This is a genomic window from Lysinibacillus sp. SGAir0095 (assembly GCF_005491425.1).
In the GTDB taxonomy this organism is placed as follows: Bacteria; Bacillota; Bacilli; order Bacillales_A; family Planococcaceae; genus Ureibacillus.
The window spans coordinates 816055-841231 of sequence record NZ_CP028083.1 but is presented as its reverse complement, the minus strand read 5'-3'; the positions used below and the strand labels follow the sequence as shown (position 1 = coordinate 841231).

Here is a 25177-nt window from a genome sequence, read left to right as displayed (position 1 = left end):
ATAACAAGTGTTTCGGGGTCAAATCTTGACTTGAAACCCTTATCATTCTTACCCTTTGTAAGCATACAATAGGGGTAATTTGATGTCAATTAGTTCAGGTGAAAAACTTCACAACTACTGAAATATTGTCAAATTCTTGACAAATTTGTGTTTAAGAAATAGCTAAAATGGGGAATACTATATCTTTCACCTAATATAAATAGGTTTTTTATCATTTATTTACCAGAAAAAGTCTTTTATTAATACATTTCTTTAATGCACCTTATTATTTACTTTTTTCAAAGAAACTAATCAATGCTTCGACAATCCTTTTAGAAGCATGGCCATCACCATACGGGTTCGAGGCATGTGCCATTTTTTCATATGCATTACTGTCTTCTAATAATTCTTTGGCAAGTTTATAAATTGTTTCTTCCTCTGTACCTGCTAGTTTTAATGTACCAGCTGCAATTCCTTCTGGACGTTCTGTTGTATCACGTAATACTAAAACAGGCTTACCAAGTGAAGGTGCTTCTTCTTGTACACCGCCAGAATCCGTTAAGATCATAAAGGAACGCGCTGCAAAGTTATGGAAGTCAAAAACCTCTAAAGGCTCGATTAAATGAATACGAGGATCATTGCCTAGTACTTCATCCGCAACTTCTCGAACCGCCGGATTTAAATGAACAGGATATACTACTTGCACATCTTCATGTTCGGCTAATAGTCTTTTAATCGCCTTGAACATATTACGCATTGGTTGCCCTAAGTTTTCTCTGCGATGTGCAGTTAGAAGAATCACGCGATTGTCTCCTATTTTTTCTAAAACCGGATGGCTATAGTTTTCACTAACAGTTGTTTTTAATGCATCAATTGCTGTATTTCCTGTAACAAAAATAGCTTGCTCTTGTTTATTTTCTTTTAATAAGTTTTCTTTAGAGACCTCAGTTGGAGAAAAATGCAAATCCGCCATTACACCTGTAAGCTGGCGATTCATTTCTTCTGGGTACGGGGAATACTTGTTTCCTGTACGTAATCCAGCCTCCACATGTCCAATCGCGATTTGATTGTAAAATGCCGCCAGACTTCCTACAAAGGTAGTTGTTGTATCTCCATGTACCAAAACAATGTCGGGCTTTGCTTCCTTCATGACACGGTCTAAACCATGGAGTGCGTTCGTTGTAACATCTATCAAAGTTTGGCGATCCTTCATAATATTTAAATCGTAGTCAGGCGTAATATTAAATGTCTCCAATACTTGGTCTAGCATTTGACGATGTTGTGCAGTTACTGTCACAATCGACTCAATTTTTTCCGGATACTTTTGTAATTCTAAAACAAGTGGCGCCATCTTAATAGCTTCGGGTCTTGTTCCAAAAATCGTCATTACCTTCAATTTGTTAATCAATTGAATTGCACCGTCCTTAAAAGTTTTGAACGACCTCCCTATCATAAAGGAGGTCGTATTTTAATGTTAACGCATTATATAATGTATCGGTTGGCCATTGTGTGTTGGCTAATCGATTTTTTGGTAAGCCAACTTATTATTTAGTACCAAATAAACGGTCCCCAGCATCACCTAGTCCAGGAACAATATATCCATGGTCGTTTAATTTTTCATCAAGAGCCGCGATATAAATGTCCACATCTGGATGTGATTCTTGGATGGCTTGTACACCTTCTGGAGCTGCAATTAAGCACATGAATTTAATGTTTTTAGCACCACGAGTTTTTAGTGAATTAATGGCTTCGACTGCTGAACCACCTGTTGCAAGCATTGGGTCAACGATGATGAAATCGCGTTCTTCCACATCAGCTGGAAGTTTAGCGTAGTATTCAACTGGTTTTAAAGTTTCTGGATCACGGTATAACCCGATATGACCAACTTTTGCAGCTGGGATTAGTTTTAGTACACCGTCAACCATCCCGATTCCTGCACGCAAGATTGGAACGATCGCAATTTTTTTACCAGAAAGAACTTTAGTTTTAGCTGTAGTTACTGGTGTATCAATTTCGATTTCCTCTAGAGGCATATCACGAGTGATTTCAAATGCCATTAACGTTGCTACTTCATCAACAAGTTCACGAAATTCTTTTGTTCCCGTGTTTTTATCACGAATATAAGTTAACTTATGTTGGATTAATGGGTGATCAAATACATATACTTTGCTCAATTGGTTTCGCTCCTTTTGTAACCTGGCATTTAGTGAGACCTTCCCCAGCTAAATGCAGTTTCACTTTATCTAGCCTAGTATATCAAAAAAAGTCATAACATAAAACAATATGTCGAATAGCTTTTTGGAAGTTCGATGCCATTTGTGAAATTTTAATTGGTTCTTTATGTCGTTTATAAATTTAGGGACGACTTATTTACATAATCGACGTTTGACAAAATTAAAAACTAAGTGAAATTCAGGGTGGATTCTGGTGAATATCTATCTTTCTCCGATGCTCTCTCACTCCAGTTAAAAAAGCTAGCGAGGAAGATCCTCACCAGCTTTTGGGATTAAATATTTGTTACTAACTCTTCGTAGATTGGGTATTTGTCAGTTAAAACTTTTACGCGATCTGTTGCTTCTTGTTTTACTGCTTCATCTTCTGGGTTTTTAAGAAGTTTGGCAATGATTAAACCAACTTCTTTTAAATCTTCTTCTTTGAAGCCACGGCTAGTTACAGCTGCTGTACCAAGACGGATTCCAGAAGTTACGAATGGTTTTTCTTCATCGTAAGGGATTGTGTTTTTATTAGTTGTAAGTCCTACTTCATCAAGTACTTTCTCAGCGACTTTACCAGTCAACCCTACTGATTTTACGTTTACTAATAATAAATGGTTATCCGTTCCACCAGATACTAATTCTAGGCCTTCCGCTTGTAAAGTTTCAGCAAGTGCTTTCGCGTTAGCTTTTATTTGTTTAGCGTATTCTTTGAATTCTGGTTGTAACGCTTCACCAAATGCAACAGCTTTTGCAGCGATTACGTGCATTAATGGGCCACCTTGAATTCCAGGGAATACGGATTTATCAATCTTTTTACCCCATTCTTCAGAAGTTAAAATTAACCCTCCACGTGGACCACGTAATGTTTTATGTGTTGTTGAGGTAACGAAATCTGCGTAAGGTACTGGAGATTGATGTTCACCAGTAGCTACAAGACCAGCGATATGAGCCATATCTACCATGAAGTATGCGCCTACTTCATCTGCAATTTCACGGAATTTCTTAAAGTCGATTTCACGTGGGTATGCAGAAGCACCAGCAACGATAAGCTTTGGCTTATGTTCTAAAGCTTTTGCACGGACATCTTCATAGTCGATTACATGCGTATCTTTAGTTACACCATACTCTACAAATTTATATTGAACACCAGAGAAGTTTACAGGAGAGCCATGTGTTAAGTGCCCGCCGTGTGAAAGGTTCATACCTAGGACTGTATCGCCTGGTTCAAGAACTGTGAAGTATACAGCCATATTAGCTTGTGCACCAGAGTGCGGTTGAACGTTTGCATATTCAGCGCCAAAAATCTGTTTTACACGGTCACGAGCAATATCTTCAACAACGTCTACATGCTCACAGCCACCATAGTAGCGTCTACCTGGGTAACCTTCAGCATATTTGTTTGTTAATACTGATCCTTGTGCTTCCATTACTGCTTCAGTAACGATATTTTCTGATGCGATTAACTCGATGTTTGCTTGTTGACGTTTTTTCTCTGCTAAAATACCTTCTAATACCGCTTTATCTTGTGCTGCAACTTTTTCATAAGCCATTGTCTAAATCCCCCTAAAATTCTTTCATTTTTATTAATGAAAAATCCTATTTTCGGATTTTTTTCCCAAATTCATTTTACCTTTTCAAACTTCTCTGATTCTTCTATTTTTCTATAAGCTATTCAACTGTTCTAATATAGACTGCTCTTTCGCCTCCGATTAATTTCGGACGAGTTGTTGCTATAGTTACAATTGCTTCCCCAATTTGGCGGATGGATGTTCGAACTGGTATCACCACTTCTTTTAGATGCATCCCAATGATTGTTTGCCCGATATCAATCCCACTGTGTGCACGTACTTGCTCCACAACAACTGGATTTTTAAATTTTGTATAGGCATGGGCAGACATTGAACCGCCTGCATGTTTTACAGGAATAACCGTTACCGGTTCCAATGAATATAATTGTGCTGCTTCAGCTTCCATTGTTAGTGCGCGGTTTATATGCTCACAGCCTTGAAAGACTAGATAAATACCGTGCTTTTGGGCAAATTTTGAAAACTCTTCATATAGTACTTCTGCTATCTCAACAGCACCTGAAGTTCCAATTCGAGAACCTGCAATTTCAGATGTCGAGCAGCCGATGACAAATAACTGCTTTGGCAAAAAACTTACCTGTTGTTCTAATTCATTTAGCAACTGCGACAATTGTGATTGAACCTGTTGAAATGAAACCATCGCTAGTCACTTACCCTTCAAGCTCTGTAATTTTTTCAATTCGGCGTGTATGACGGCCACCTTCAAACTCAGTGCCTAACCATGCATTAACGATTTCAACTGCTAGCCCTGGTCCGATCACGCGTTCACCCATAGCTAAAATATTTGAATCATTGTGGCAACGAGTTGCTTTAGCACTGAATACATCATGAACAAGTGCACAACGAATCCCTTTAACCTTATTTGCAGCAATTGACATACCAATGCCAGTTCCACAAATTAAAATTCCACGATCAAATTCGCCATTTGCTACTCCATCAGCTACTGGTTTTGCAAAATCAGGATAATCGACAGAATCACTAGATTGTGGACCAAAATCCTGATAGCTAATGTTTTGTTCATCTAATAGTGTCATAATTTCTTTTCGTAAGTTATTCCCACCGTGGTCTGAAGAAATTGCAATTTTCACTACGTACCCTCCTAGTGTGTATTGTCATGTACAGTTTACCACTAATCGCGAAAGATTTACATGTATTTTGTAAACATTCACATAATCTTTTGATCAAAATACGAATATTCCATATAACAAACGAGATTTCGTTCATATTTTAGTATAATTCTTATACTTTTTTTTCTGGATAATTCGTGTATGAGCGAAATTTGTGTGTGTACCAGGTACACACACAATTCTGAATATTTTACGTACCAGGTACACAAACAATTTTCACACAATTTCCATTGAACAAAAAATCCTCATGCCAGTGCATGAGGATTTTTAAGATTAATTTGTGCGATCGAATTGTTGGATCATTTTATATAGTTGTTCAGATTGGCGCTTGAGGTCTTTTGAAAGATTTTCGACCTGTTCGATTGCATAGGCTTGCTCTTCTGTTGATCCCCGTACTTCCTGAGCACCAGCAGAAGTTTGTTGCGCGATGGCTGCTACTTCTTGAGATTGACGTGCTGTTGTTTCAATATTCACCATTTGTTTTTCAACAAGTTGCGAAATCGTCACCACTGCATCTGCCATTTCACGTACACTTAAAGCCATACCTTCTACTGTTTCGGTCGTTTCAGAAACCTTTGAAGATTCATTTACCGCAAAGCTTACCTGTTCGTTCATTTGCTTAACAACAATCGATACGTTTTCTTGCATTGTTTGTATCAGGCTCGTAATGCCTTGAACAGCTTTTGCACTTTCATCTGCTAAACTACGTACTTCTTCTGCAACAACCGCAAAGCCTTTTCCATGTTCTCCAGCACGTGCCGCTTCTATAGAAGCATTTAAAGCTAAAAGGTTTGTTTGTGCCGCAATGTCCCCAACCAATCCGATGATGCGTTCGATTTGTTCGGCATTTTTTTCAAGCTGATGAATATTGCCAAGAGCTTTTTCGTTTCCTTGCGCAATTTGTTGGATGCTATTAACTAACCCTTGTATTGAATCCGTTGTTGTTTGTAGGTTATGAATAATTTGCTTTGATTGATTTGCTGAATTAAGCGCACGCGTATTTACTTCCGATGCTAATTGACGTACATCTTCAATCGCTTCGACAGTATCCTGCACTGCAACTGCAGAACCTTCTGCCCCCTGAGAAATTTGGCTAACCGTCTGGGCAATTCCTTCTGCTTTACGTGAAGCAGATGATGTTTGCTCGGAAAGTTCAATAATTACTTCATTTGTTTTATTGAAGTTGCCTTCAATGCTTTCTACCATTTGTCGAAGATTTGTCACCATCAGCTGGAATGCTTCAGCAACAGAAGCGATTTCATCACGAGATTTTGGCACATCGACATCCTGTCCAATTTTCCCTTCTGCTACTAGCGTTGCTGATTTTTCAAGCTGTTGCAATGGTTTTACTAAAATGCCACTGAAAATACCAGCTAAGATACAAGACCAAGTGATTCCTAGAACATATGTAAGAATTTCAAAGACTCTCTGATTTTCGATAAACTGTGAGAAGAACATTGGGTGAAGATAGTGTATAAATACAAAACTTGTTGAATACGTAACGAAAGCTAAAATACCTACAAATAAAACTAATTTTTTGCGTAAGCTAAATGTTTTATTTTTCATTATTTGGTGCTACCTCCAGAAAATTTCATAAGTAATTCGTCTATTAATCGATTTAATTCTAGATAAGTTTGTTTATAAGTTGCGATATCTCCACCAAATGGATCCGATACATCCTTTGAGCTAAAAGGAACCACATATTCTTTTAATGTAAAGGTTTTGCCTTGTGTATTTGGGAATGAATGCAAAATCATATTTTTGTGAGCTAAGGTCATTGTTAAAATTAAATCTGCCCACTCAATATCCTCTTGCTTCACTTGGGACGTAATATGACTAAAGTCTATTTGTTCTTGTGCGAGTACTGCCTTTGCATTTTCTGAAATCTCTCCTCCTTCCATTGCATATATACCTGCTGATTTAACCTGTACCCCATCAAGTTTTTTATGTCGTAAAATAGCTTCTGCCATAGGACTTCTACAAGTATTGCCAGTACAAATGAAATAAATATTCACGTGCGTCCACTCTTTCTTTTAGGTTATTCGATATGATAAATAAATGAATAGATACCGATGATAATTAGTGCACTTCCTGCCAACCATTTTAGCCCATCTCCTTTAAATTTCAGGCGCTTTTTTGCGATATATAAGGAAATGTAAGAAAGCATAAAGGTCCATAGTCCTGCACTGAATATAAATAAATACTTTTGTAAATTTAGCATACCAAAAGATATGCTTACTGAAAAGGTGTCTAAACTTGCTGTTATTGCTAAAATTGTGATAGGAATCGCAATTGTTTGTCGATTTCTTGTCGAAAGTATCAACTGTAAGCCAATTGAAAATAGCAAAATACTCGAAACTAAATTAGACCATTGTAATAGGATGCTCACCATCCAACTACCTACCGTAAAACCAACAATTGGAAATATCATATGTAGAAGGGCTGTCCATATTGAAAGGAGGAAACGCTGTTTTACATCCGGCAGCAGCAAATAAAGTGCCACTACATCGAGTGCTACAATAAGTCCCATAAGTATTTCTTCCAAAATAGTCCTCTTTCCTTTATAAGTTTTCTACTATCATATGCCTCGCCCTCCGCCATTATCAATGGATTCATGTTGCTCTTTTATTAAGTTTTAAAAGTCCACTATTAGTAAAATAATTATATTTCGATACTAAATTAAGTTCGATAATTTCCTGTCGACATTGACATAGCTCATCTCGAAAAAAAGCTTCACTTTTGTTAGAAACAAAAGTGAAGCTTTACATATTCTACTTGTTATACCACTTTCCACCTGCTGCTTTTTCTAAGCGATTCATGATGGCTGCTCCTACACCTTCTGTAGTGGTTGTAGTGGCTAATATTATTGTGGCTTCTGTTTTATCGCAAGCTCTTAGGTCGTCATATAATTTCGTGCTCATCATTTCTTTGTCTCCCTCAACTCCGTAAGGGAAGAAATAGTCTGCCCCCAGCTTTTCAAAGGAGATTGGTGCAAGAAGAGCGATCTTTTGACCTTCCGTTTTAAGTCTTTTTATGGCGTCACTTACTACTGCTGGATTACTTTCGACTAGATAGACAGGTGCGTTCGGTGCATAATGTGTGTATTTCATACCTGGTGCTTTTGGTGTTGACTCCAGCTTTTCCTGTGATTTCGTCGGAAGGATTACATCCCCGATTACTTCTTCCAGCATTTCCTTCGTTACTCCTCCTGGTCGCAGGATTACTGGCGGATTTACCGTCACATCAAGCACTGTCGATTCAATTCCAATTCCAGTAGCCCCACCATCTAAGATTAATGGGATACTCCCTTTGAGATCTTCTTCGACATGAATAGCTTTTGTAGGGCTTGGTTTCCCACTTCGATTCGCACTAGGAGCCGCCACAGGTTTTTTCAGCTTTCTAAGTAATTCTAAGGCAACTTCATGATCTGGCATACGCATCCCTACTGTAGTTAAACCAGCAGTAACGCTCTTGGCTAGTAAGCCTTTTTTTGCTTTCATTATGACAGTTAATGGTCCTGGCCAGAAAGTATCCATTAGCTTCACCGCAATTTCGGGAATTTCTTCTATATAATTCGAAACTTCTTCTCTTGTTCCAATATGTACAATTAATGGGTTGTCAGAAGGGCGGCCTTTTGCTTCAAATATCTTTTTTACCGCTACATCATTCGTCGCGTCAGCTCCAAGACCATAAACCGTCTCAGTTGGAAATGCTACAACTTCCCCATTATTTAATAAATCCACCGCTTGTGCATAACTTTTCTCACTATTTAAATTATTATCCACAAGCATTCGAATTGTTTCCATTATACCTCCTCCTTTTCTATATTTTTTGCAGTCGCCTAAGACCATTATGTGGATATGTCCAATCAAATGTGCATAACTTTCAGAATATTGTTAATAACTTTTACGCAAATAGTTTTTTCACCCATTCCCAAACAACAAAGGTTACTTTTGGTTTTTCCTCTTCTTCCTCATCTGTTTTTTTAGCTTCTTCTTTTTCTTTATCCTTATCAGCAGAACGCTCGCAAACATTTGAGAAGATCGTGCACCACCAATTATCCCCACGTCCTTCACCAATAGTTAGCACCAGTGAGTTATAGTGATATTGTGGATAAAACATATTTGATTCTAATTTAGGTGGTATTAAGTTTTCCCCAATATTGATTTTTACATCTTCACTCGCATAATTTTTTTCGACGTAAGTTGCAAGCTCTGCATAAACCTCATCATTTTCAAGATTCGATTGTTCATTTTTTTGAATTTGTGTAAAAAATGGCGTTAGGTTTTCCACCATTTCTGTTTTTAGTTGTTGATCGGCATCGGTATTACTATTTGCCACTACTCGAATTTTCAAACTATCATCCACTAAATTACTTCTAGTTTCATAGACTTGTTCAATCACATTGGGTACCAAAATAATAGAGCAAACAATGGCTACTGCAATAGCTACTAGTTTTAATAGACTTACTATTGGATGAATGGCATTTGTATTCTCAACTCTTGTAATCTCGTAATCGTTTAACATATTAAATCCCTCCCTGACATCATAATTGGCTGGAAGAGAGATTTTTATACATTGATTTCACAAAAAACTATTCGATTTTTTTGATTTATATCTTTTACGATATCAATTTTCCCCTGCGGAAAAGTAGATTTGAAGAAATTCGCCACAGCTTCACCCTGTGTATAACCAATTTCAACACCTATTAAAGCAGGCTTTTTCACTAGATTCGGTAATTGTTCAGCAAGTTTTCTGTAAAGGATTAACCCATCTTCATCAGCAAAAAGTGCCGAATGGGGTTCATGATCCAATACAATTTCTGACATTTCTTTAGCCTCATCAAATGCAATATACGGCGGATTTGATAAAATAACGTCCCATTTTTCTTCTTCAAGAGGTGCAGTTAAATCTCCTAAACGGAATTCGATATTCGCCTGAAGCTGCCGTGCATTCATTTTTGCAGTTTCGAGTGCTGCCTCAGAGATATCTGTTGCAACCACTTCTGCAGTTGGCCATTCTTTTTTCATGGTAATTGCTATGGCTCCACTGCCCGTTCCAATATCTGCAAGCTTGAGCTCAGTTCCATCTCCGAAAAGTTTTTTCATACGCTCGATTGTTCCTAAAATTAACTCCTCTGTTTCTGGACGAGGAATTAACACCGATTCATCGACACGAAAAGTTCTGCCATAAAACTCTTCAACGCCTGTTATATATTGTACTGGGCGACCCTTCGCATGTTCCTCAACATCTTTTTGAAATTGATTCCACTTTTCTTCATCTATAGCATCGTGCATTCGCATCATCAAACCCGAGTAATTCATTGCATAAATGTGCTGCATAAGCAATCTCGCAGCATTTTCGTCACGACCTTTGTCTACTAAAAAAGAAGAAGCCCAATTAAGGGCCTCAAAAATTGTTTTATGCTTCATCGTTTAAGTGTGCAAGTTTTGAAGCTTGCTCTTCCAGCATTAATGCATCGATGATTTCATCGAGCTTGCCTTCCATGATAATATCAAGTTTTTGAAGAGTTAAACCAATGCGGTGGTCTGTGACACGATTTTGTGGATAGTTGTATGTGCGAATACGTTCAGAACGATCACCTGTTCCAACTGCCGATTTACGAGTAGCATCAATTTCCTTTTGTGCTTCTTGCATATACATATCTGCAACACGAGCACGCAAGATCTTCATTGCTTTTTCACGGTTTTTGATCTGAGAACGCTCATCCTGCATCGAAACAACAACACCTGTTGGAAGATGGGTCATACGAACAGCTGACATCGTTGTATTTACGGATTGCCCACCTGCACCAGACGATGCAAAAGTATCCACACGAATATCTTTTTCGTGAATTTCAACATCTACTTCTTCTACTTCTGGTAAACATGCAACCGTTGCGGTAGAAGTATGGATACGACCTTGTGACTCTGTTGCAGGGACACGCTGAACTCGGTGAGCGCCGTTTTCGTACTTGAATTTTGAATAAGCACCTTGGCCATTGATCATGAAAATGACTTCTTTGTAGCCACCCATTGCATTTGGTGTAGCTTCCATAATATCAATTTTCCAGCCCTGTGTTTCAGCATAGCGCGTATACATACGGAATAAATCCCCGGCAAAAATATTCGCCTCGTCTCCACCTGCTGCTCCACGAATCTCCATGATTACGTTTTTATCATCGTTCGGGTCTTTTGGAATCAGCAGAATTCTCAAACGCTCTTCAAGTTCAGGAATGCGACTATTTAGTTCATTAAATTCTTCTTTTACCATTTCATGCATTTCTGGATCTTTTTCGTTATCCAGCATTTCCTTTGTGTCGACTAGCTGTTGTTTTACATCTTTATATTCTCGGTAGACTTCTACCATTTCTTGAATATCCGACTGCTCTTTTGAATATTCGCGAAGCTTTTTGCTATCACTAACGATATCTGGATCGCTAAGGAGTTCATTTAATCTTTCATAACGGTCTTCAACCGCTTGTAATCGATCAAACATGGGTTCACCTCTAATTTATTAGTATCATATTTTATTTTTAGCATATTCCCATAAGGGGAATATGCAATCATTTGTATCCTTTGTATTGCCGCCCATTAAATGAGCATAATTCCATCATAAATTATATATGTCAAATGATTAAAATCCAAGTTTTTACTTACCAGATGCTACTTAAAGCGGTGGATTTTCATGACACTGGCGACATACAGGATAATATGTATCATTTCCACCGATTTGAATTTGTTCACCTGTGTAAACAGGTTTCTTGTTTTCATCTACTCTTAAATTCATTGTTGCCTTTTTATGACAGAACCAACAGATTGTTTTCATCTCTTCAATTTTGTCTGCATATGTCAGCATATAGCGACTGCCTTCAAATAGTTCATTTTGGAAATCATTTTTCAAACCAAAACCCATCACCGGAATTTTTAAATGATCTACTATTTTGGCTAATTGCAGTACATGTTTTTTTGATAAAAATTGCACTTCATCAACTAATACACAGTATAGTTTTTGAGGGAAGTTTTCAACATACTCATATAAGTCGGTATCATCGAATACTGGTATCGCCTGGCGCTTAAGTCCAATACGACTGGATACATAACCTACTTCATCTCTTGTATCGATTCCTGAAGTAAATATTAATACTGGCTTATCTTGTTCTTCATAGTTATGTGCAACTTTAAGAATTTCAATAGATTTTCCGCTATTCATTGCCCCATGTTTAAAAAATAATTGCGCCATTCCAACAAACCTCTTTCTAAGTTGATCTCTATTTACTTAGTATAACTATGTTAACACATTAGAAAAACACACCTAAAAACACAACTCGACCAGGCTAGGTCGAGTTGGATGTCTTTTCTTATGCGGATAACCTCGATATTTATATACTTCCAATCCGCTTAAAAAAGTGCCTTGAGATGGTGCACTCAAGGCATACTTATTATACGATATCCTCTATATACATAGTATATCGCATAATACACTGATTCTACAATTATTCCATGAAAGTCAGACAATTTCGGATTGGTCACAATAATTACAACTACTATGATTTCTGGAGTTATTGCGCTACTTACTTTGTAGGTTGCAGGTTGATAATGCAGAATAACTTCTCTAAAACATCAGCAATATTCATTTCTAATAAAAAATGCCTGCCAGTGTGATACTGGACAGGCATCTGATCATGCTTACTTAATTCCGTATTTTTTGTTGAAACGATCCACGCGTCCGTCAGCTGAAGCGAATTTTTGGCGTCCAGTGTAGAATGGGTGGCATTCGTTACAGAATTCTACAGTAATTTTTTCTTTTACTGAACCTGTTTCGAATGTGTTACCGCAAGAGCATGTTACTGTTGCAGTTTTGTAATCTGGATGAATTCCTTGTTTCATATTCGTTACTCCTCTCGCCCTGAACCATCTGGAACAGAGTTGTTATTCGAACTATGCCTTACATGACCCGAATATGTCAGTCACATATGCATACGTTTCATACTTAAAAGATTATAGCAAGAAATAAATTTGAACGCAACTAAAAAATAAATGGTAAAATTTTAAACTGTTTAGTCTATATCTAATAGAGTCTGTTATCCCAAAGAAATTAGATTAACCCTTTTCCTTTTGTTGCCTTTTTCATATCGCTGTTAAGCTTTTCAAAGAATTCCTCGTTTGATTTAGATGTACGTAGTTTTCTTAAGAAGCGCTCTGCAAAGTCAGGTGCATCTGAAAACGTTTTACGAATTGCCCATAATTTTTCTAATTGCTCAGAAGGTATCAGAAGCTCCTCTTTGCGTGTTCCTGAACGGCGAATATCTAGTGCTGGGAAGATACGACGTTCTGCAAGGTGACGATCTAAGTGAAGCTCTAAATTTCCTGTTCCTTTGAATTCTTCATAGATTACTTCATCCATACGCGATCCTGTATCAACTAAAGCAGTTGCCAAAATCGTTAAACTGCCACCTTCTTCGATATTTCGCGCAGAACCAAAGAATCGTTTAGGTCTGTGGAACGCAGCTGGGTCAATACCACCAGAAAGTGTTCGTCCACTTGGAGGAATTACTAAGTTATATGCACGAGCTAATCGTGTTATTGAGTCCATCAAGATAATGACGTCACGTTTATGTTCTACTAGTCGTCTTGCTCGTTCTAATACAAGCTCTGCTACTTTTACATGATTTTCTGGTACTTCATCAAATGTAGAGCTTACAACATCCGCTTTAACTGAACGCTCGATATCCGTTACTTCCTCTGGACGTTCATCAATCAAAAGTACAATCAGTTCGGCTTCAGGATAATTTGTTGTAATTGCATTTGCAACTTCTTTTAAAAGTGATGTTTTCCCTGCTTTCGGTGGAGCGACAATCAATCCACGTTGACCAAAACCAACAGGTGCAACTAGGTCCATAATACGAGTGGACATTTTATTTGGAGATGTTTCCAACTTAATATGTCTATCCGGATAAAGAGGTGTTAATGCCGGGAAGTGAACACGTTCTTTTGCTACTTCAGGGTCTTCCCCATTTACTGCGTCAACTTGAAGCAATCCAAAATAGCGTTCATTTTCTTTTGGTGGGCGGACCTTACCGGAAACCTTGTCCCCATTTCGAAGATCGAAACGACGAATTTGTGAAGCTGAAATATAAATATCTTCTTTAGAAGGAGAATAGTTGATAGGACGCAGGAATCCAAAGCCCTCTTGGTTTACAATTTCAAGTACACCTTCCATGAAGAAGAAGCCTTCTTGTTCAGAACGGGATTTTAAAATGGAAAAGATTAATTCTTTTTTTGTTAATTTACTATAATAAGAAATCTTGTAATCACGCGCTAGAGAATATAACTCTTTTAACGTCATATTTTCTAATTGCGATATAGTTAATGCCGACATAGCATATCTCCAGTCTATTTAAATTTTTCATCTATTTTATACTGAATAGAAAGGCTAAAACAGATAAATCACTGCATAAGAAAAACATCGATTTAGTGTCTATGTGGCCACCTATCGCATTTTTCTATCATTTGAAGTTGTATTGCCGTAGGGTTTTATAAAGTAAGAAAGAATAGTAGGAAGATGCCTGATTTTAGTTGTGGAGATTTAATGTGGATAGTAAGTGGTTATCCATATGAACATCCGATTTTTATCAGGCATCTATGTTTGAAGTAATTTATTTTACATATCTAGGTTTTTTATCGATATTGTGACGTCCTTCAACAAAACGGACAGTTCCTGTTTTTGCACGCATTACCAAAGAGTTTGTTAAACAGTATGAACCTTTATATTGAACGCCCTTCATCAATTCACTATCAGTTACGGCTGTTGCTGCAAAAATCGCATCATCACCTTTAACCAAATCGTCTAGGTATAATACCTTATTTACATCAATTCCCATTTTTTCACAACGTAAGACCTGTGCCTCGTCTTCTGGAATTAATCTTGCTTGGAAGTCTCCACCTAAGCACTTTAATGCAACTGCGGAAATAACTCCCTCTGGAGCTCCTCCGGTACCAAACATAATGTCAATACCAGTTTCGTCAAATGCAGTATTAATAGCTGCACTCACATCACCGTCTTGAATGAATTTAATACGCGCACCTGCTGCACGGATTTCGTCAACAATCTGCTGATGTCTAGGACGATCTAATAATACCGCCACTACATCTGATATTTCTTTGTTCTTTGCTTTAGCTACTGCGTGAAGATTTTCTGTTACTGAAGCTGTAATATCTACTTTACCAGCGGCTTCAGGACCAACTGCTAGTTTTTCCATATACATATCTGGTGCGTTTAATAAGTTTCCACGATCTGCAATTGCCAGAACCGTCATTGCGCCATTTGTACCTTTTGCAACGATGTTTGTTCCTTCAAGAGGGTCAACCGCAATGTCTACTTGTGGACCGCCGTTACGAAGGCCAAGTTCTTCACCAATATAAAGCATTGGTGCTTCGTCCATTTCACCTTCACCAATTACAACAGTACCATACATTGGGATTGTATCAAATAATGCTCGCATTGCTGTTGTTGCTGCGTCATCTGCTTCCTCTTTTAAACCGCGTCCCATCCATTTTGCAGAAGCGATTGCTGCTGCTTCAGTTACGCGTACAACTTCCATCGTTAAACTACGTTCCATTCTTCATTTGCCTCCCGGTGTCGGCTTAGGTCTTATCTTTGCCGATCTATATGCTCCATCTATTGTAACATATTTCGTTAACTCATTACGGATGAATTCAATATATTATTTCGCTCTTTTAATAACACTTGTTGTAATGGACTCACGACGAATATCAGCACCAATTGCACAAAGTTTTTGTATTAATGAACTATATCCTCGCTCGATATGGTGGATATCCTGTATTTCAGTTTCTCCTTCGGCAATTAACCCTGCTAAAACAAGCGCGGCACCAGCGCGTAAATCTGTGGCTGTCACTGTGGAGCCATGAAGCTTTGATGGGCCTTGAATAATAGCAGAATTACCTTCCACTCTCGCGTTTGCATTCATTCGACGAAGTTCATCGATATGTTTGAAACGAGCTGAGTAGATTGTATCCGTCACCTTCGATGCTCCTATTGCCTGCGTCATTAATACGGAAAGTGGTTGCTGTACGTCTGTTGGAAAACCTGGATAAACGAGGGTTTTCACATCAACTGCTTGAAGAATGTCTGAGCGATGAATATACATACTCTCTTCACCTTCTTCAATTTTCACACCCATCTCACGTAATTTGGCTGTAACTGCCTCAAGGTGGAAAGGAATTACATTATCTACCGTAACACCATCACCAATCGCTGCAGCCATTATCATAAATGTTGCTGCTTCAATGCGATCTGGAATAATCGTATGATTAGTACCATGTAGTTCTTCTACTCCATCAATACGAATCACACTCGTACCTGCACCTTTGATATTGGCTCCCATATTTGTTAACAGTGTCGCAACGTCAATAATTTCAGGTTCTTTTGCCGCATTCTCGATAATTGTACGACCTTTTGCACGAACAGCTGCTAGCATAATGTTAATTGTCGCACCAACACTTGCTACGTCCAAATAAATTTTAGCCCCAACTAATTCCTCAGCACGAAGATAGATGGCACCGTGTTCGTTAGTTACTTTTGCACCGAGAGCTTCAAATCCTTTTATATGCTGATCAATCGGACGTGGTCCTAAGAAGCATCCACCCGGTAATCCGATAACGGCTTTTTTGAAACGGCCAAGCATAGCCCCCATTAAATAATAGGATGCGCGAAGTTTTTTTACATTACCATTCGGTAGTGGAATAGCTTGCATTTGAGTTGGGTCGATAATCATCTGTCCATCTTTAAAAGTAACTTCGCCACCAAGCTCTTCCAATAATGCTTTTAGCGTCCAAGCATCAGAAATTTCAGGTATACCTCCAATAGTGACTGAAGAATTTGCTAAGATAGATGCAGGGATTAATGCAACCGCACTGTTTTTTGCTCCACTGACTTTTACTGTTCCTCTTAGACGATTTCCGCCATTAATTTTATAAACATCCATATCCGTTCTCCCTTATGATTGGAAAGTTTCACTTATGATGGTCTTACTTGTTTAGTAATCGTTCACTTTCTATCAAATACGCCTTTCTTATCAATTAAATGCGAAAGGTATTTATCTTAGCAGCAATTGGCTTTTTAAAAGCCCATTGCTGCTTTCTTTCTCTCAATGGACCATTTTGCAGCAGGAAAATTTTTTGTATTATTGTTTATTATTTACCATTTTCACAATTTAAAGCTTAAATTTATTAACAATTCAAATTTTTTTCTTATCTTTATAGTATTTCATTTTACCCATTTAGTTGAATGGTTGGACATGGCTAGTTAGGGTTTTAACAAAAAAATCCTGGCTACTCGTTTAAATTACTTACTTTTGCGATTTTCCCAGTCAGCTAAAAATCCTTCAATTCCTTTATCCGTTAATGGGTGATGGAATAGTTGCTTTAATACTTTGAATGGAGTTGTCGCAATATCAGCTCCTGCTAAAGCTACATCTGTAATGTGTTGTGGATGACGGATAGAAGCAGCGATAATTTCTGTTTCAATTCCGTGGATGGCAAACAAATCAGAAATTGTAGCAATTAATTCAACTCCGCTTTGTCCAATATCATCTAAACGTCCTACAAATGGTGATACATATGTGGCACCAGCACGAGCTGCCATTAAAGCTTGATTTGCACTAAAAATAAGCGTTACATTCGTTTTAATGCCTTTTTCAGAGAAGAATTTACATGCTTTTAGCCCTTCAGGAGTCATTGGTAGCTTAACTGTAATATTTGGTGCAATTGCAGCTAATTCTAGGCCTTCTTTAATCATCCCTTCTGCTTCCAGTGAAATAACTTCACCACTTACAGAACCATTTACTAATTCTGAGATTTCACGTAAGCGATCATGAAATGAAACGTTCGCCTCTTTCGCTACTAATGATGGGTTCGTTGTAACACCCGATAAAATTCCCCAAGAGTGCGCTTCTTTAATTTCCTCAAAATTCGCTGTATCAATAAAAAATTTCATTATAATTTCCTCCAGATGATTTAAAATTGTGTCAATAAAAAACTAAGAGAAGGCCGATTGAAAAACAATCAAACACTTCTCCTGCAAATCATTATTATATCATTTTGCCTTGGTTGGCAGTTTTACTTTCCATGTGGAATCATATCAAATTACGATACTCCAAATGATTGGACGCGAGTGAGGCAATAAGGTTTCAGTCTGACTGCAACACTTAGTGCCTCCACAATGCTCACCAAGACTATATCTTCAATTGGCAAACGGTAAATCGGAATGAATAAATTCCTGTATTCCTATCCATCCACCCTCTCACCATTTTCTCAAATGAAGATAAAATAGAAAAGCAGTTCATCTTTTTATTTACATGAGTAGTTTACAATTTCTAAGTAAAATAAACAATTCTGCTTCTTTTATATTATTGTACTAGCTCAAAAGAGACAGGCTTTTTTAATAGTACGTTTAGTTTTACGAATGCCTTTAGATTATCAGAATACAATCTAAATTCCTCACATATTTCGGATTATCCAGGTTAAGCTTTTTGTGAACTACCGAATACGCGCATTTTTCCGATAACCGTTTCTTTAATAGCATCGCGAGCAGGTGCTAAATATTTGCGTGGATCGTAAACATTTTTATTTGACTCTAAAACTTCACGAATCACGTTTGTTGCCGCAATTTGATTTTCAGTATTTACGTTAATTTTAGCAGTACCTAAAGAAACGGCACGCTTGATTTGCTCGTCAGGAATACCAGTACCACCGTGAAGTACCAATGGCATACCTGTTTCTTCGCCAATTTGCTTCATTTCGTCGAACCCTAATTTTGGTTCACCTTTATAAGGACCATGTACAGAGCCTAATGCAGGTGCTAGGCAATCAATATTAGTAGCATCAACAAGCGCTTTACATTCAGCTGGATCAGCATACATAATGCCACCAATGACACCATCTTCTTCTCCACCAACTGTTCCTAATTCTGCCTCAACGGAAACACCTTTGGCATGAGCATATTCAACAACCTCATTTGTGATTTTCACATTTTCTTCAAATGGGTGATGAGAAGCATCAATCATAACAGAAGTGAAACCAGCGTCTACGGCTTCTTTACATTTATCAAAGCTTGAACCATGGTCTAAATGAATCGCAACAGGTACAGTAATTTTATAGCTTTCCATTAACCCCTTTACCATTTGCACAACGGCAATAAAACCACCCATATATTTCCCTGCACCTTCAGAAACACCCAGAATTACTGGAGACTTCTCTTCTTCAGCAGCAAGTAAAATAGCTTGAGTAAATTCAAGGTTATTAATATTAAATTGCCCTACAGCATAACCCTCATTTTTCGCTTTAATCAACATTTCTTTCATCGATACTAATGGCATATACGAAAATCCTCCTCGGACAGCTAAGTAAATTAATAAGATAATTATTCCAGATTAATCATAGCAAAAAGCATGTCGGCTCTCAAGTCTGAGCCGACATGCTTTTCTGTGGCGAAAGCTTGCGACAGCCACAAAATACTTTATTAATCTAATTTCTGTTCAGTATATGAATCAAATCCCGTCTCTCAAGTTTCACGAGACGGGTTTGTTTTCTGCGCCGAAAGCCTGCGACATGTGTACTTTTTTGTAAACAAGTAATTGTATACCAGAAGAAACACTTTAAAGGTACAGTAATTTAATTTCGATGTTTAAACTGCATAGAAAGCTTGCCACAGATGCAGGCGCAAAAAATACTCTATTCATCTATTTTTATTTAGTAAGTCATTTATTCTTTTAGGTTCTACAGACGGGATTTTACTATGTGTAGAAACGCTTGTCTCTAACCTCATTAAGATTATCACGCTAAGAAGGAAACGATTAATCGATTTAATCGTTTAATAGTGCATTCACTTCATCTCTTACATCCAATATATTAAAAGGTTTTCTAAAATACTTCGTTATACCTAACTGGTTAGCTTCCGTTAGTATATCTTCCCCTTCAAAAGCAGTCATCATACACACTGGCATTTCAAGGTTTTTTTCACGTATTCTACTTAGAATTTCAATACCGTTCATTCCAGGAATCTTCATATCTAGCATGACACAATTAATTTCTTCATTTTCGATTATTTTAAGCGCTTCCACGCCGTTTGAAGCTTGATAAACCTTATATCCTTCTCTTGAGAATACTTCATTTAATAAAAGACGAATTCCCTTTTGATCATCTACGATTAATATTTTTTTCACAGCAACTTCCCCTTAACGTGATAATATGATAAAAGTAATTTTCTTCCACGACTACGTATTCCCTATAATAACCAGTTTAAACATACTTTCGATTATTTTTGCGAAAAATCCTTTAAATTGTTTACAAAAATCTTCATATTTTATTTTTTCTCTATAAAAAATTATAATACATGAAGAGGTGAATTTATGTCTAAAATACTTTCTACTCAAATGAGTGGATTATTTCAAAGAATTATACAAAGTGAAGAAGAAGCAATTGAAGAAACTTCACGTCTATTGGCCCAAGCAAGTATAGGCCAAGGAAATATCTATTTTGCTTGTTTCGATGAATTACAAGCAATCGAACTAAATGCATTATATGGGGCAGAACCCTTTACCAATTTGAAAACCTGGTCAAAGGATATTCCCCTAACTGAATCCGATCGAGTTTGTTTATTCACTGCAAATAGCGATAACCAGAAAGCTTTAAGCCTAGCAAAAAATCTATACGATAGCTTTATTCCTTTTTCTGTTGTTTCAAGTGAGCCGAAAAGTGACACTAATGTATTGAGTGAACTAGCCTATACATACGTTTCCATGAAAGTGCGGGGTGGAATCTTGCCTCATCCGACTAATTTAGGCGAACGTGTTGTAATTCCACATCTCATGGCTGGACTATTTATATATGAAGCAATCAAATTAAACTATGATGAAATGATTTCTGATGACGACGAATTATAATTCCTTCTTAACCTCTTTTCCCCCACGAAAAGAGGTTTTGCTATCTTAATTATTATCATATTTACACGGATTAAAAAATGGATAATTTTTTATTTTTTGTAATTGAACTAATAAAAAGACTTCTTCCCATTAAAATAATAGGAAAAAGTCTTGGAAAATTAACGATTATTGAAAGCTGACCCTACAAATTCACGGAATAATGATTGTGGACGTTGTGGACGAGAAATTAGTTCTGGATGGAATTGACATGCCACGAAGAACTTTTTCTCTGGTAACTCAATAATTTCCACTAATTTGTTGTCAGGGCTTGTACCTGAGAAAACAAGTCCTTCTGCTTCCATTGCTTCACGGAATTCATTGTTGAATTCATAACGATGGCGATGACGCTCATAAACCAATTCGTCATTATAAGCTTGTGCTGCACGGGAACCTTCAACTAATTTACATGGATATAAACCTAAACGTAATGTTCCACCCAAATCTACTTCATCACTTTGATCTGGTAAGAAGTCGATAATTGGATATGGCGTTTCTTTATTTAACTCTGTAGAATGCGCTCCTTCTAAACCAAGAACGTTACGAGCAAATTCAATTGTCGCTAATTGCATGCCTAAGCAAATTCCTAGGAAAGGAATATCGTTTTCACGTGCATATTTGATAGCAGAGATCTTTCCTTCAATACCTCGATCACCGAAACCACCTGGTACTAAAATCCCATCTGCATCCTTTAATAATTCATCAACATTTTCTGCATTTACATTTTCTGCATTGATCCAATCCACTTCGATATCAGAATCATAGACATATCCAGCATGTTTTAATGCTTCTACAACAGAAATATATGCATCTTGCAGCTCAACATATTTACCAACTAATGCAATACGCGTTTTGTGTGAAAGATTTTTTACTTTCGTTACAAGCTCTTTCCAGTCTGCCATATCTGCTTCCGGTGCTTCGATTCCAAAATGTTCTAGAACAATATCATCGAAATCCTGAGCATGCAGGTTTAATGGGATATCGTATAACGTTTCTGCATCACGAGATTCAATAATGTCACGTGGTTTAACATCACAGAATAGAGCTAATTTTTCTTTCATTTCTTCAGATACTGCCTGTTCAGTACGAACTACAATGATATTTGGTTGAATACCTAGTGAACGTAATTCTTTTACAGAGTGCTGAGTTGGTTTTGTTTTTAACTCACCAGCTGCGGCAATGTAAGGAATTAACGTACAATGCACATACATTACATTGTGATGACCAAGGTCGGTTTTCATTTGGCGAATCGCTTCTAGGAATGGAAGAGATTCGATATCCCCAACTGTTCCTCCAACTTCAGTAATAACGATATCCGCACTCGTTTCACGACCAGCACGTTGAATACGATCTTTTATTTCATTTGTAACATGAGGAATTACTTGCACAGTTTTACCATTGTAATCACCACGACGCTCTTTCGCCAAAACCGATTGATAGACACGACCAGAAGTTACAGTCGAATGTTTACCCAGATTAATATCGATGAAACGTTCATAGTGCCCTAAGTCTAAGTCAGCCTCGGCACCATCATCTGTTACAAACACTTCACCGTGCTGATACGGACTCATTGTACCTGGATCAATATTTAAATACGGATCAAATTTTTGAATTGTTACTTGTAGCCCACGATTTTTTAATAGTCTTCCTAATGATGATGCAACAATTCCTTTACCAAGTGAAGAAACTACCCCACCTGTTACAAAAATATACTTCGTCATTTGCAAATTCCTCCTCATACCTACAATTGCTATTTATAAATAATAAAGCTTGAGAACTTTAAATTAGTCTGTACATTATCATTCATTCCCAATTCATAAATTTCAAGTCTCAACATTTAAAACTTTGTAATGGGATTGTTGTGATTTCTGTATAGGTTTCTTAAAGTTTTCAAAACTAAACATGGAGAGTTTTTCGTATTTACTATTGACCTAGAAAAAACAAAAAAACGCTCCTCCTGCATGATTTGCAGGGGGAGCGTGATTGGTTCACGGTCATTCTCCATCTCGAATGGAGCCCAAGTAAAAGAATAAATGGAACGTCAATAGAAGTCAAGTGCTTTAATAGAGATTAGCATAATTTCGCTAATATAAGCGAAATTAATTTTTTTCGATGGAGGTCGAGTTACTTTGTGATGACATATAAAAAAAGCGCTAATTATGACGCGAGTTTACGAGAGAAAATCTATTCCATGGATGAAATGCGTCTCAACTTAAAACTTGCTCCACAAAGTGCTTCATCCTTTTTATGATACGCATCTCGAACTAAAATATCTCTTAGAATGCGTTTCATTCCCTTTATGAAACGTATATCGAACTAAATTCTCTCTTATAACGCGTTTCATTCCCTTCATGAAGTACTTCTCACACCGAAAGCTCCAGCAAAAAGTGCTTCATTCCCTTCATGAAGTACTTCTCACACCGAAAGCTCCAGCAAAAAGTGCTTCATCCAGTCAAGTCCAAGTTATTGTGTAAAATTCAATACGAATGTTTTCAACTAAATTTTAATTGTAAAAATTGGGGGTAATAAATTATCCACCCACTACATTTTTCTCCCTTAACTCCCATGGGTTAATCACTCATATTCCGTAAAGGCTGTCAAAGGCTCTTTTCACTTTGATAGCCTTTACGGAATGTGAGATACTCCCTGGGCGGGAGTTAAGGTTGACAAGATAAATCAGAAATACTATCTAGAAAGTCCTGTTCTTTTTGAATAATCGTTTTCTTGATAGTGCATTAACACAGCACCAACTAATCTAAAGGCAGATTGGGTATTAGGGAAGATACGGATTACGTTCTCTCTTCTACGTACTTCTTGATTTAGTCGTTCCAGAGAATTCGTACTTCGAATATTGACACGTATACCTTTCGGAAAATTCATATATTGAATGGTATCTTCGAAACCTTCATCTAGTACTGTAAGTGCTTTTTCATATCTGCGATCTTCTGCATACTGATTCATTAATTCATCTTTAAATTTGCGCATATCATCAAGGGTAACTGCATCAAAGATACGTCTAATCATGAGACGGAAATCTCCTGAATCCTTTTTCGGCAGCTTTTCAATAATATTACGTTTAAAATGTACGTTGCATCTTTGCCATGTAGTTCCGATGAATTCGCGTTGGATGGCTTTTCGTAAACCTTGGTGAGCATCAGATATAACTAACTTGGGTGATTGAGTTCCTCGGGATTTTAAGTGTTGAAGAAAACGACTCCAGCTATCATAGCTCTCCACATGGTCTACACTTAAACCCAAAATTTCACGTTTATTCTCTTCTGTAATAGCCGTTGCAATATAGACAGCCTTCGATACAACTTGGTGATGTTCACGCACTTTAATATACATTGCGTCCAGAAAAATATAAGGATAGTAAGTCGTGTTTAAAGGTCTGTTTGCCCAAGTGTTAATAATGGGATCTAGTTTTTGAGTCAGTGAAGACACGAGTGATTTTGATACAGTTTCACCACAAAGCTGTTCCACAATTTGAGTTACCTTTCTTGTGGAGACACCATTTACAACCATTTCTATCATCGATAGAATCAACGCTTGATCATGTCTAGCATATTTTTCAAACACACTAGTAGAAAATTCACCGTTGCGAGTTCTAGGAACTTTTAAAGTTAGTTTTCCAACACTCATAACGATTTCACGCTCGTAGTAGCCATTTCGGTAATCGATTCGATCATTCGAACGCTCATAAGCCGCTGCATTTAAATATTCGTCTCTTTCTTTTTCCATAAACTCATTTAAAACTAATACTAAAGCAGATTTAACCACTGTATTTAAGTCAGAATTTAGTACAGAATCTTTTAAAAAGTCCATATCTAAGTTAAACTGTAATTGAGTCATTATTATTCCCTCTTTCATGTTTATCGTCGCTGAAAACATTGTATCCAAGAGAGAATAAAATGACTCTTTTTCTTTTTACACAATTATATGGACTTAATCCTTCATCCCCTCCATGAAGTACTTCTCACACCGAAAGCTCCAGCAAAAAGTGCTTCATCCCCTCCATGAAGTACTTCTCACACCGAAAGCTCCAGCAAAAAATGCTTCATCCCCTTCATGAAGTACTTCTCACACCGAAAGCTCCAGCAAAAAGTGCTTTATCCCCTCCATGAAGTACTTCTCACACCGAAAGCTCCAGCAAAAAGTGTTTCATCCCCTTCATGAAGTACTTCTCACACTGAAACCTCTACCCAAAAGCGCTTTATCCCTTCCATCAAGTACTTCTCACACTGAAAGCTCCAGCAAAAAGTGCTTCAT

Annotated in this window: 23 protein-coding genes; 1 reads left to right on the top strand and 22 read right to left on the bottom strand. The window is 37.4% G+C overall.

From position 1 onward, the window contains the following. Positions 1-265: 265 nt before the first annotated feature. The 20 genes from wecB to C1N55_RS04150 form a co-directional block, all read right to left on the bottom strand. Positions 266-1387 (bottom strand): non-hydrolyzing UDP-N-acetylglucosamine 2-epimerase, encoded by a 1122-nt coding sequence (wecB, locus tag C1N55_RS04245; protein WP_137727655.1) that lies wholly within the window; start codon positions 1385-1387, stop codon positions 266-268. A gap of 136 nt (positions 1388-1523) precedes the next feature. Then, positions 1524-2153 (bottom strand): uracil phosphoribosyltransferase, encoded by a 630-nt coding sequence (gene upp / locus C1N55_RS04240; RefSeq protein WP_137727654.1) that lies wholly within the window; start codon positions 2151-2153, stop codon positions 1524-1526. 332 nt (positions 2154-2485) lie between these two features. After that, positions 2486-3745 carry a serine hydroxymethyltransferase gene (gene glyA / locus C1N55_RS04235; RefSeq protein WP_137727653.1) on the bottom strand — a complete coding sequence of 420 codons (1260 nt, stop codon included), beginning with the start codon at positions 3743-3745 and terminating at the stop codon, positions 2486-2488. Between the two features lie 118 nt (positions 3746-3863). After that, entirely contained in the window at positions 3864-4421 is a 558-nt protein-coding gene (locus C1N55_RS04230; RefSeq protein WP_137727652.1) for a TIGR01440 family protein, read from the bottom strand. Positions 4422-4431: 10 nt separating this feature from the next. Beyond that, positions 4432-4869, bottom strand: a complete 438-nt coding sequence (gene rpiB / locus C1N55_RS04225; RefSeq protein ID WP_137727651.1) for a ribose 5-phosphate isomerase B — start codon at positions 4867-4869, stop codon at positions 4432-4434. Between the two features lie 312 nt (positions 4870-5181). After that, complete coding sequence (locus C1N55_RS04220; RefSeq protein WP_137727650.1) at positions 5182-6474, bottom strand: methyl-accepting chemotaxis protein; 1293 nt, start codon at positions 6472-6474, stop codon at positions 5182-5184. After that, the gene (locus C1N55_RS04215; protein WP_137727649.1) at positions 6474-6923 is read right to left on the bottom strand and encodes a low molecular weight protein arginine phosphatase; all 450 of its coding nucleotides are present in this window, start codon (positions 6921-6923) and stop codon (positions 6474-6476) included. The genes C1N55_RS04220 and C1N55_RS04215 overlap by 1 nt, the downstream gene beginning before the upstream one ends. Before the next feature lie 23 nt (positions 6924-6946). Next, positions 6947-7453 (bottom strand): manganese efflux pump MntP, encoded by a 507-nt coding sequence (locus tag C1N55_RS04210; RefSeq protein ID WP_137727648.1) that lies wholly within the window; start codon positions 7451-7453, stop codon positions 6947-6949. Between the two features lie 226 nt (positions 7454-7679). Further along, positions 7680-8714 carry an L-threonylcarbamoyladenylate synthase gene (locus C1N55_RS04205; protein WP_137727647.1) on the bottom strand — a complete coding sequence of 345 codons (1035 nt, stop codon included), beginning with the start codon at positions 8712-8714 and terminating at the stop codon, positions 7680-7682. Between the two features lie 100 nt (positions 8715-8814). Continuing rightward, positions 8815-9435 carry a stage II sporulation protein R gene (locus tag C1N55_RS04200; protein ID WP_137727646.1) on the bottom strand — a complete coding sequence of 207 codons (621 nt, stop codon included), beginning with the start codon at positions 9433-9435 and terminating at the stop codon, positions 8815-8817. A 44-nt stretch (positions 9436-9479) separates the two neighbouring features. After that, on the bottom strand, positions 9480-10340 hold the full coding sequence (gene prmC, locus C1N55_RS04195) for a peptide chain release factor N(5)-glutamine methyltransferase (RefSeq protein ID WP_137727645.1): 861 nt from the start codon (positions 10338-10340) through the stop codon (positions 9480-9482). Continuing rightward, the gene (prfA, locus tag C1N55_RS04190; protein WP_137727644.1) at positions 10330-11406 is read right to left on the bottom strand and encodes a peptide chain release factor 1; all 1077 of its coding nucleotides are present in this window, start codon (positions 11404-11406) and stop codon (positions 10330-10332) included. Before prfA ends, prmC begins: the two co-directional genes overlap by 11 nt. 171 nt (positions 11407-11577) lie before the next feature. Continuing rightward, entirely contained in the window at positions 11578-12150 is a 573-nt protein-coding gene (locus C1N55_RS04185) for a thymidine kinase (protein WP_137727643.1), read from the bottom strand. Positions 12151-12596: 446 nt separating this feature from the next. Further along, on the bottom strand, positions 12597-12797 hold the full coding sequence (rpmE, locus tag C1N55_RS04180) for a 50S ribosomal protein L31 (protein WP_137727642.1): 201 nt from the start codon (positions 12795-12797) through the stop codon (positions 12597-12599). A 208-nt stretch (positions 12798-13005) separates the two neighbouring features. Next, the gene (gene rho / locus C1N55_RS04175; protein WP_137727641.1) at positions 13006-14289 is read right to left on the bottom strand and encodes a transcription termination factor Rho; all 1284 of its coding nucleotides are present in this window, start codon (positions 14287-14289) and stop codon (positions 13006-13008) included. A 277-nt stretch (positions 14290-14566) separates the two neighbouring features. Continuing rightward, positions 14567-15529, bottom strand: a complete 963-nt coding sequence (gene glpX / locus C1N55_RS04170) for a class II fructose-bisphosphatase (RefSeq protein ID WP_137727640.1) — start codon at positions 15527-15529, stop codon at positions 14567-14569. A 105-nt stretch (positions 15530-15634) separates the two neighbouring features. Next, positions 15635-16915, bottom strand: a complete 1281-nt coding sequence (locus C1N55_RS04165) for a UDP-N-acetylglucosamine 1-carboxyvinyltransferase (protein WP_137727639.1) — start codon at positions 16913-16915, stop codon at positions 15635-15637. Positions 16916-17274: 359 nt separating this feature from the next. Continuing rightward, positions 17275-17925, bottom strand: a complete 651-nt coding sequence (gene fsa / locus C1N55_RS04160; RefSeq protein WP_137727638.1) for a fructose-6-phosphate aldolase — start codon at positions 17923-17925, stop codon at positions 17275-17277. A 526-nt stretch (positions 17926-18451) separates the two neighbouring features. Further along, a complete protein-coding gene (locus tag C1N55_RS04155) occupies positions 18452-19306 on the bottom strand; it encodes a class II fructose-bisphosphate aldolase (RefSeq protein ID WP_137727637.1) in 855 nt (284 codons plus the stop codon). 486 nt (positions 19307-19792) lie between these two features. Beyond that, positions 19793-20152, bottom strand: coding sequence for a response regulator (locus C1N55_RS04150; protein WP_137727636.1), 360 nt, complete (start codon positions 20150-20152; stop codon positions 19793-19795). Between the two features lie 186 nt (positions 20153-20338). Here C1N55_RS04150 and C1N55_RS04145 point away from each other — a divergent pair, with 186 nt between their 5' ends. Then, complete coding sequence (locus C1N55_RS04145; protein ID WP_137727635.1) at positions 20339-20872, top strand: DUF2529 family protein; 534 nt, start codon at positions 20339-20341, stop codon at positions 20870-20872. A 158-nt stretch (positions 20873-21030) separates the two neighbouring features. On the opposite strand, the gene C1N55_RS04140 is transcribed toward C1N55_RS04145, so the two are convergent. Together C1N55_RS04140 and C1N55_RS04135 are read right to left on the bottom strand one after the other, a co-directional pair. Then, complete coding sequence (locus C1N55_RS04140; RefSeq protein WP_137727634.1) at positions 21031-22629, bottom strand: CTP synthase; 1599 nt, start codon at positions 22627-22629, stop codon at positions 21031-21033. A gap of 964 nt (positions 22630-23593) precedes the next feature. Further along, positions 23594-24760: an IS256 family transposase gene (locus C1N55_RS04135; RefSeq protein ID WP_137727068.1), complete on the bottom strand. Its 1167-nt coding sequence runs from the start codon at positions 24758-24760 to the stop codon at positions 23594-23596. Positions 24761-25177 lie beyond the last annotated feature (417 nt).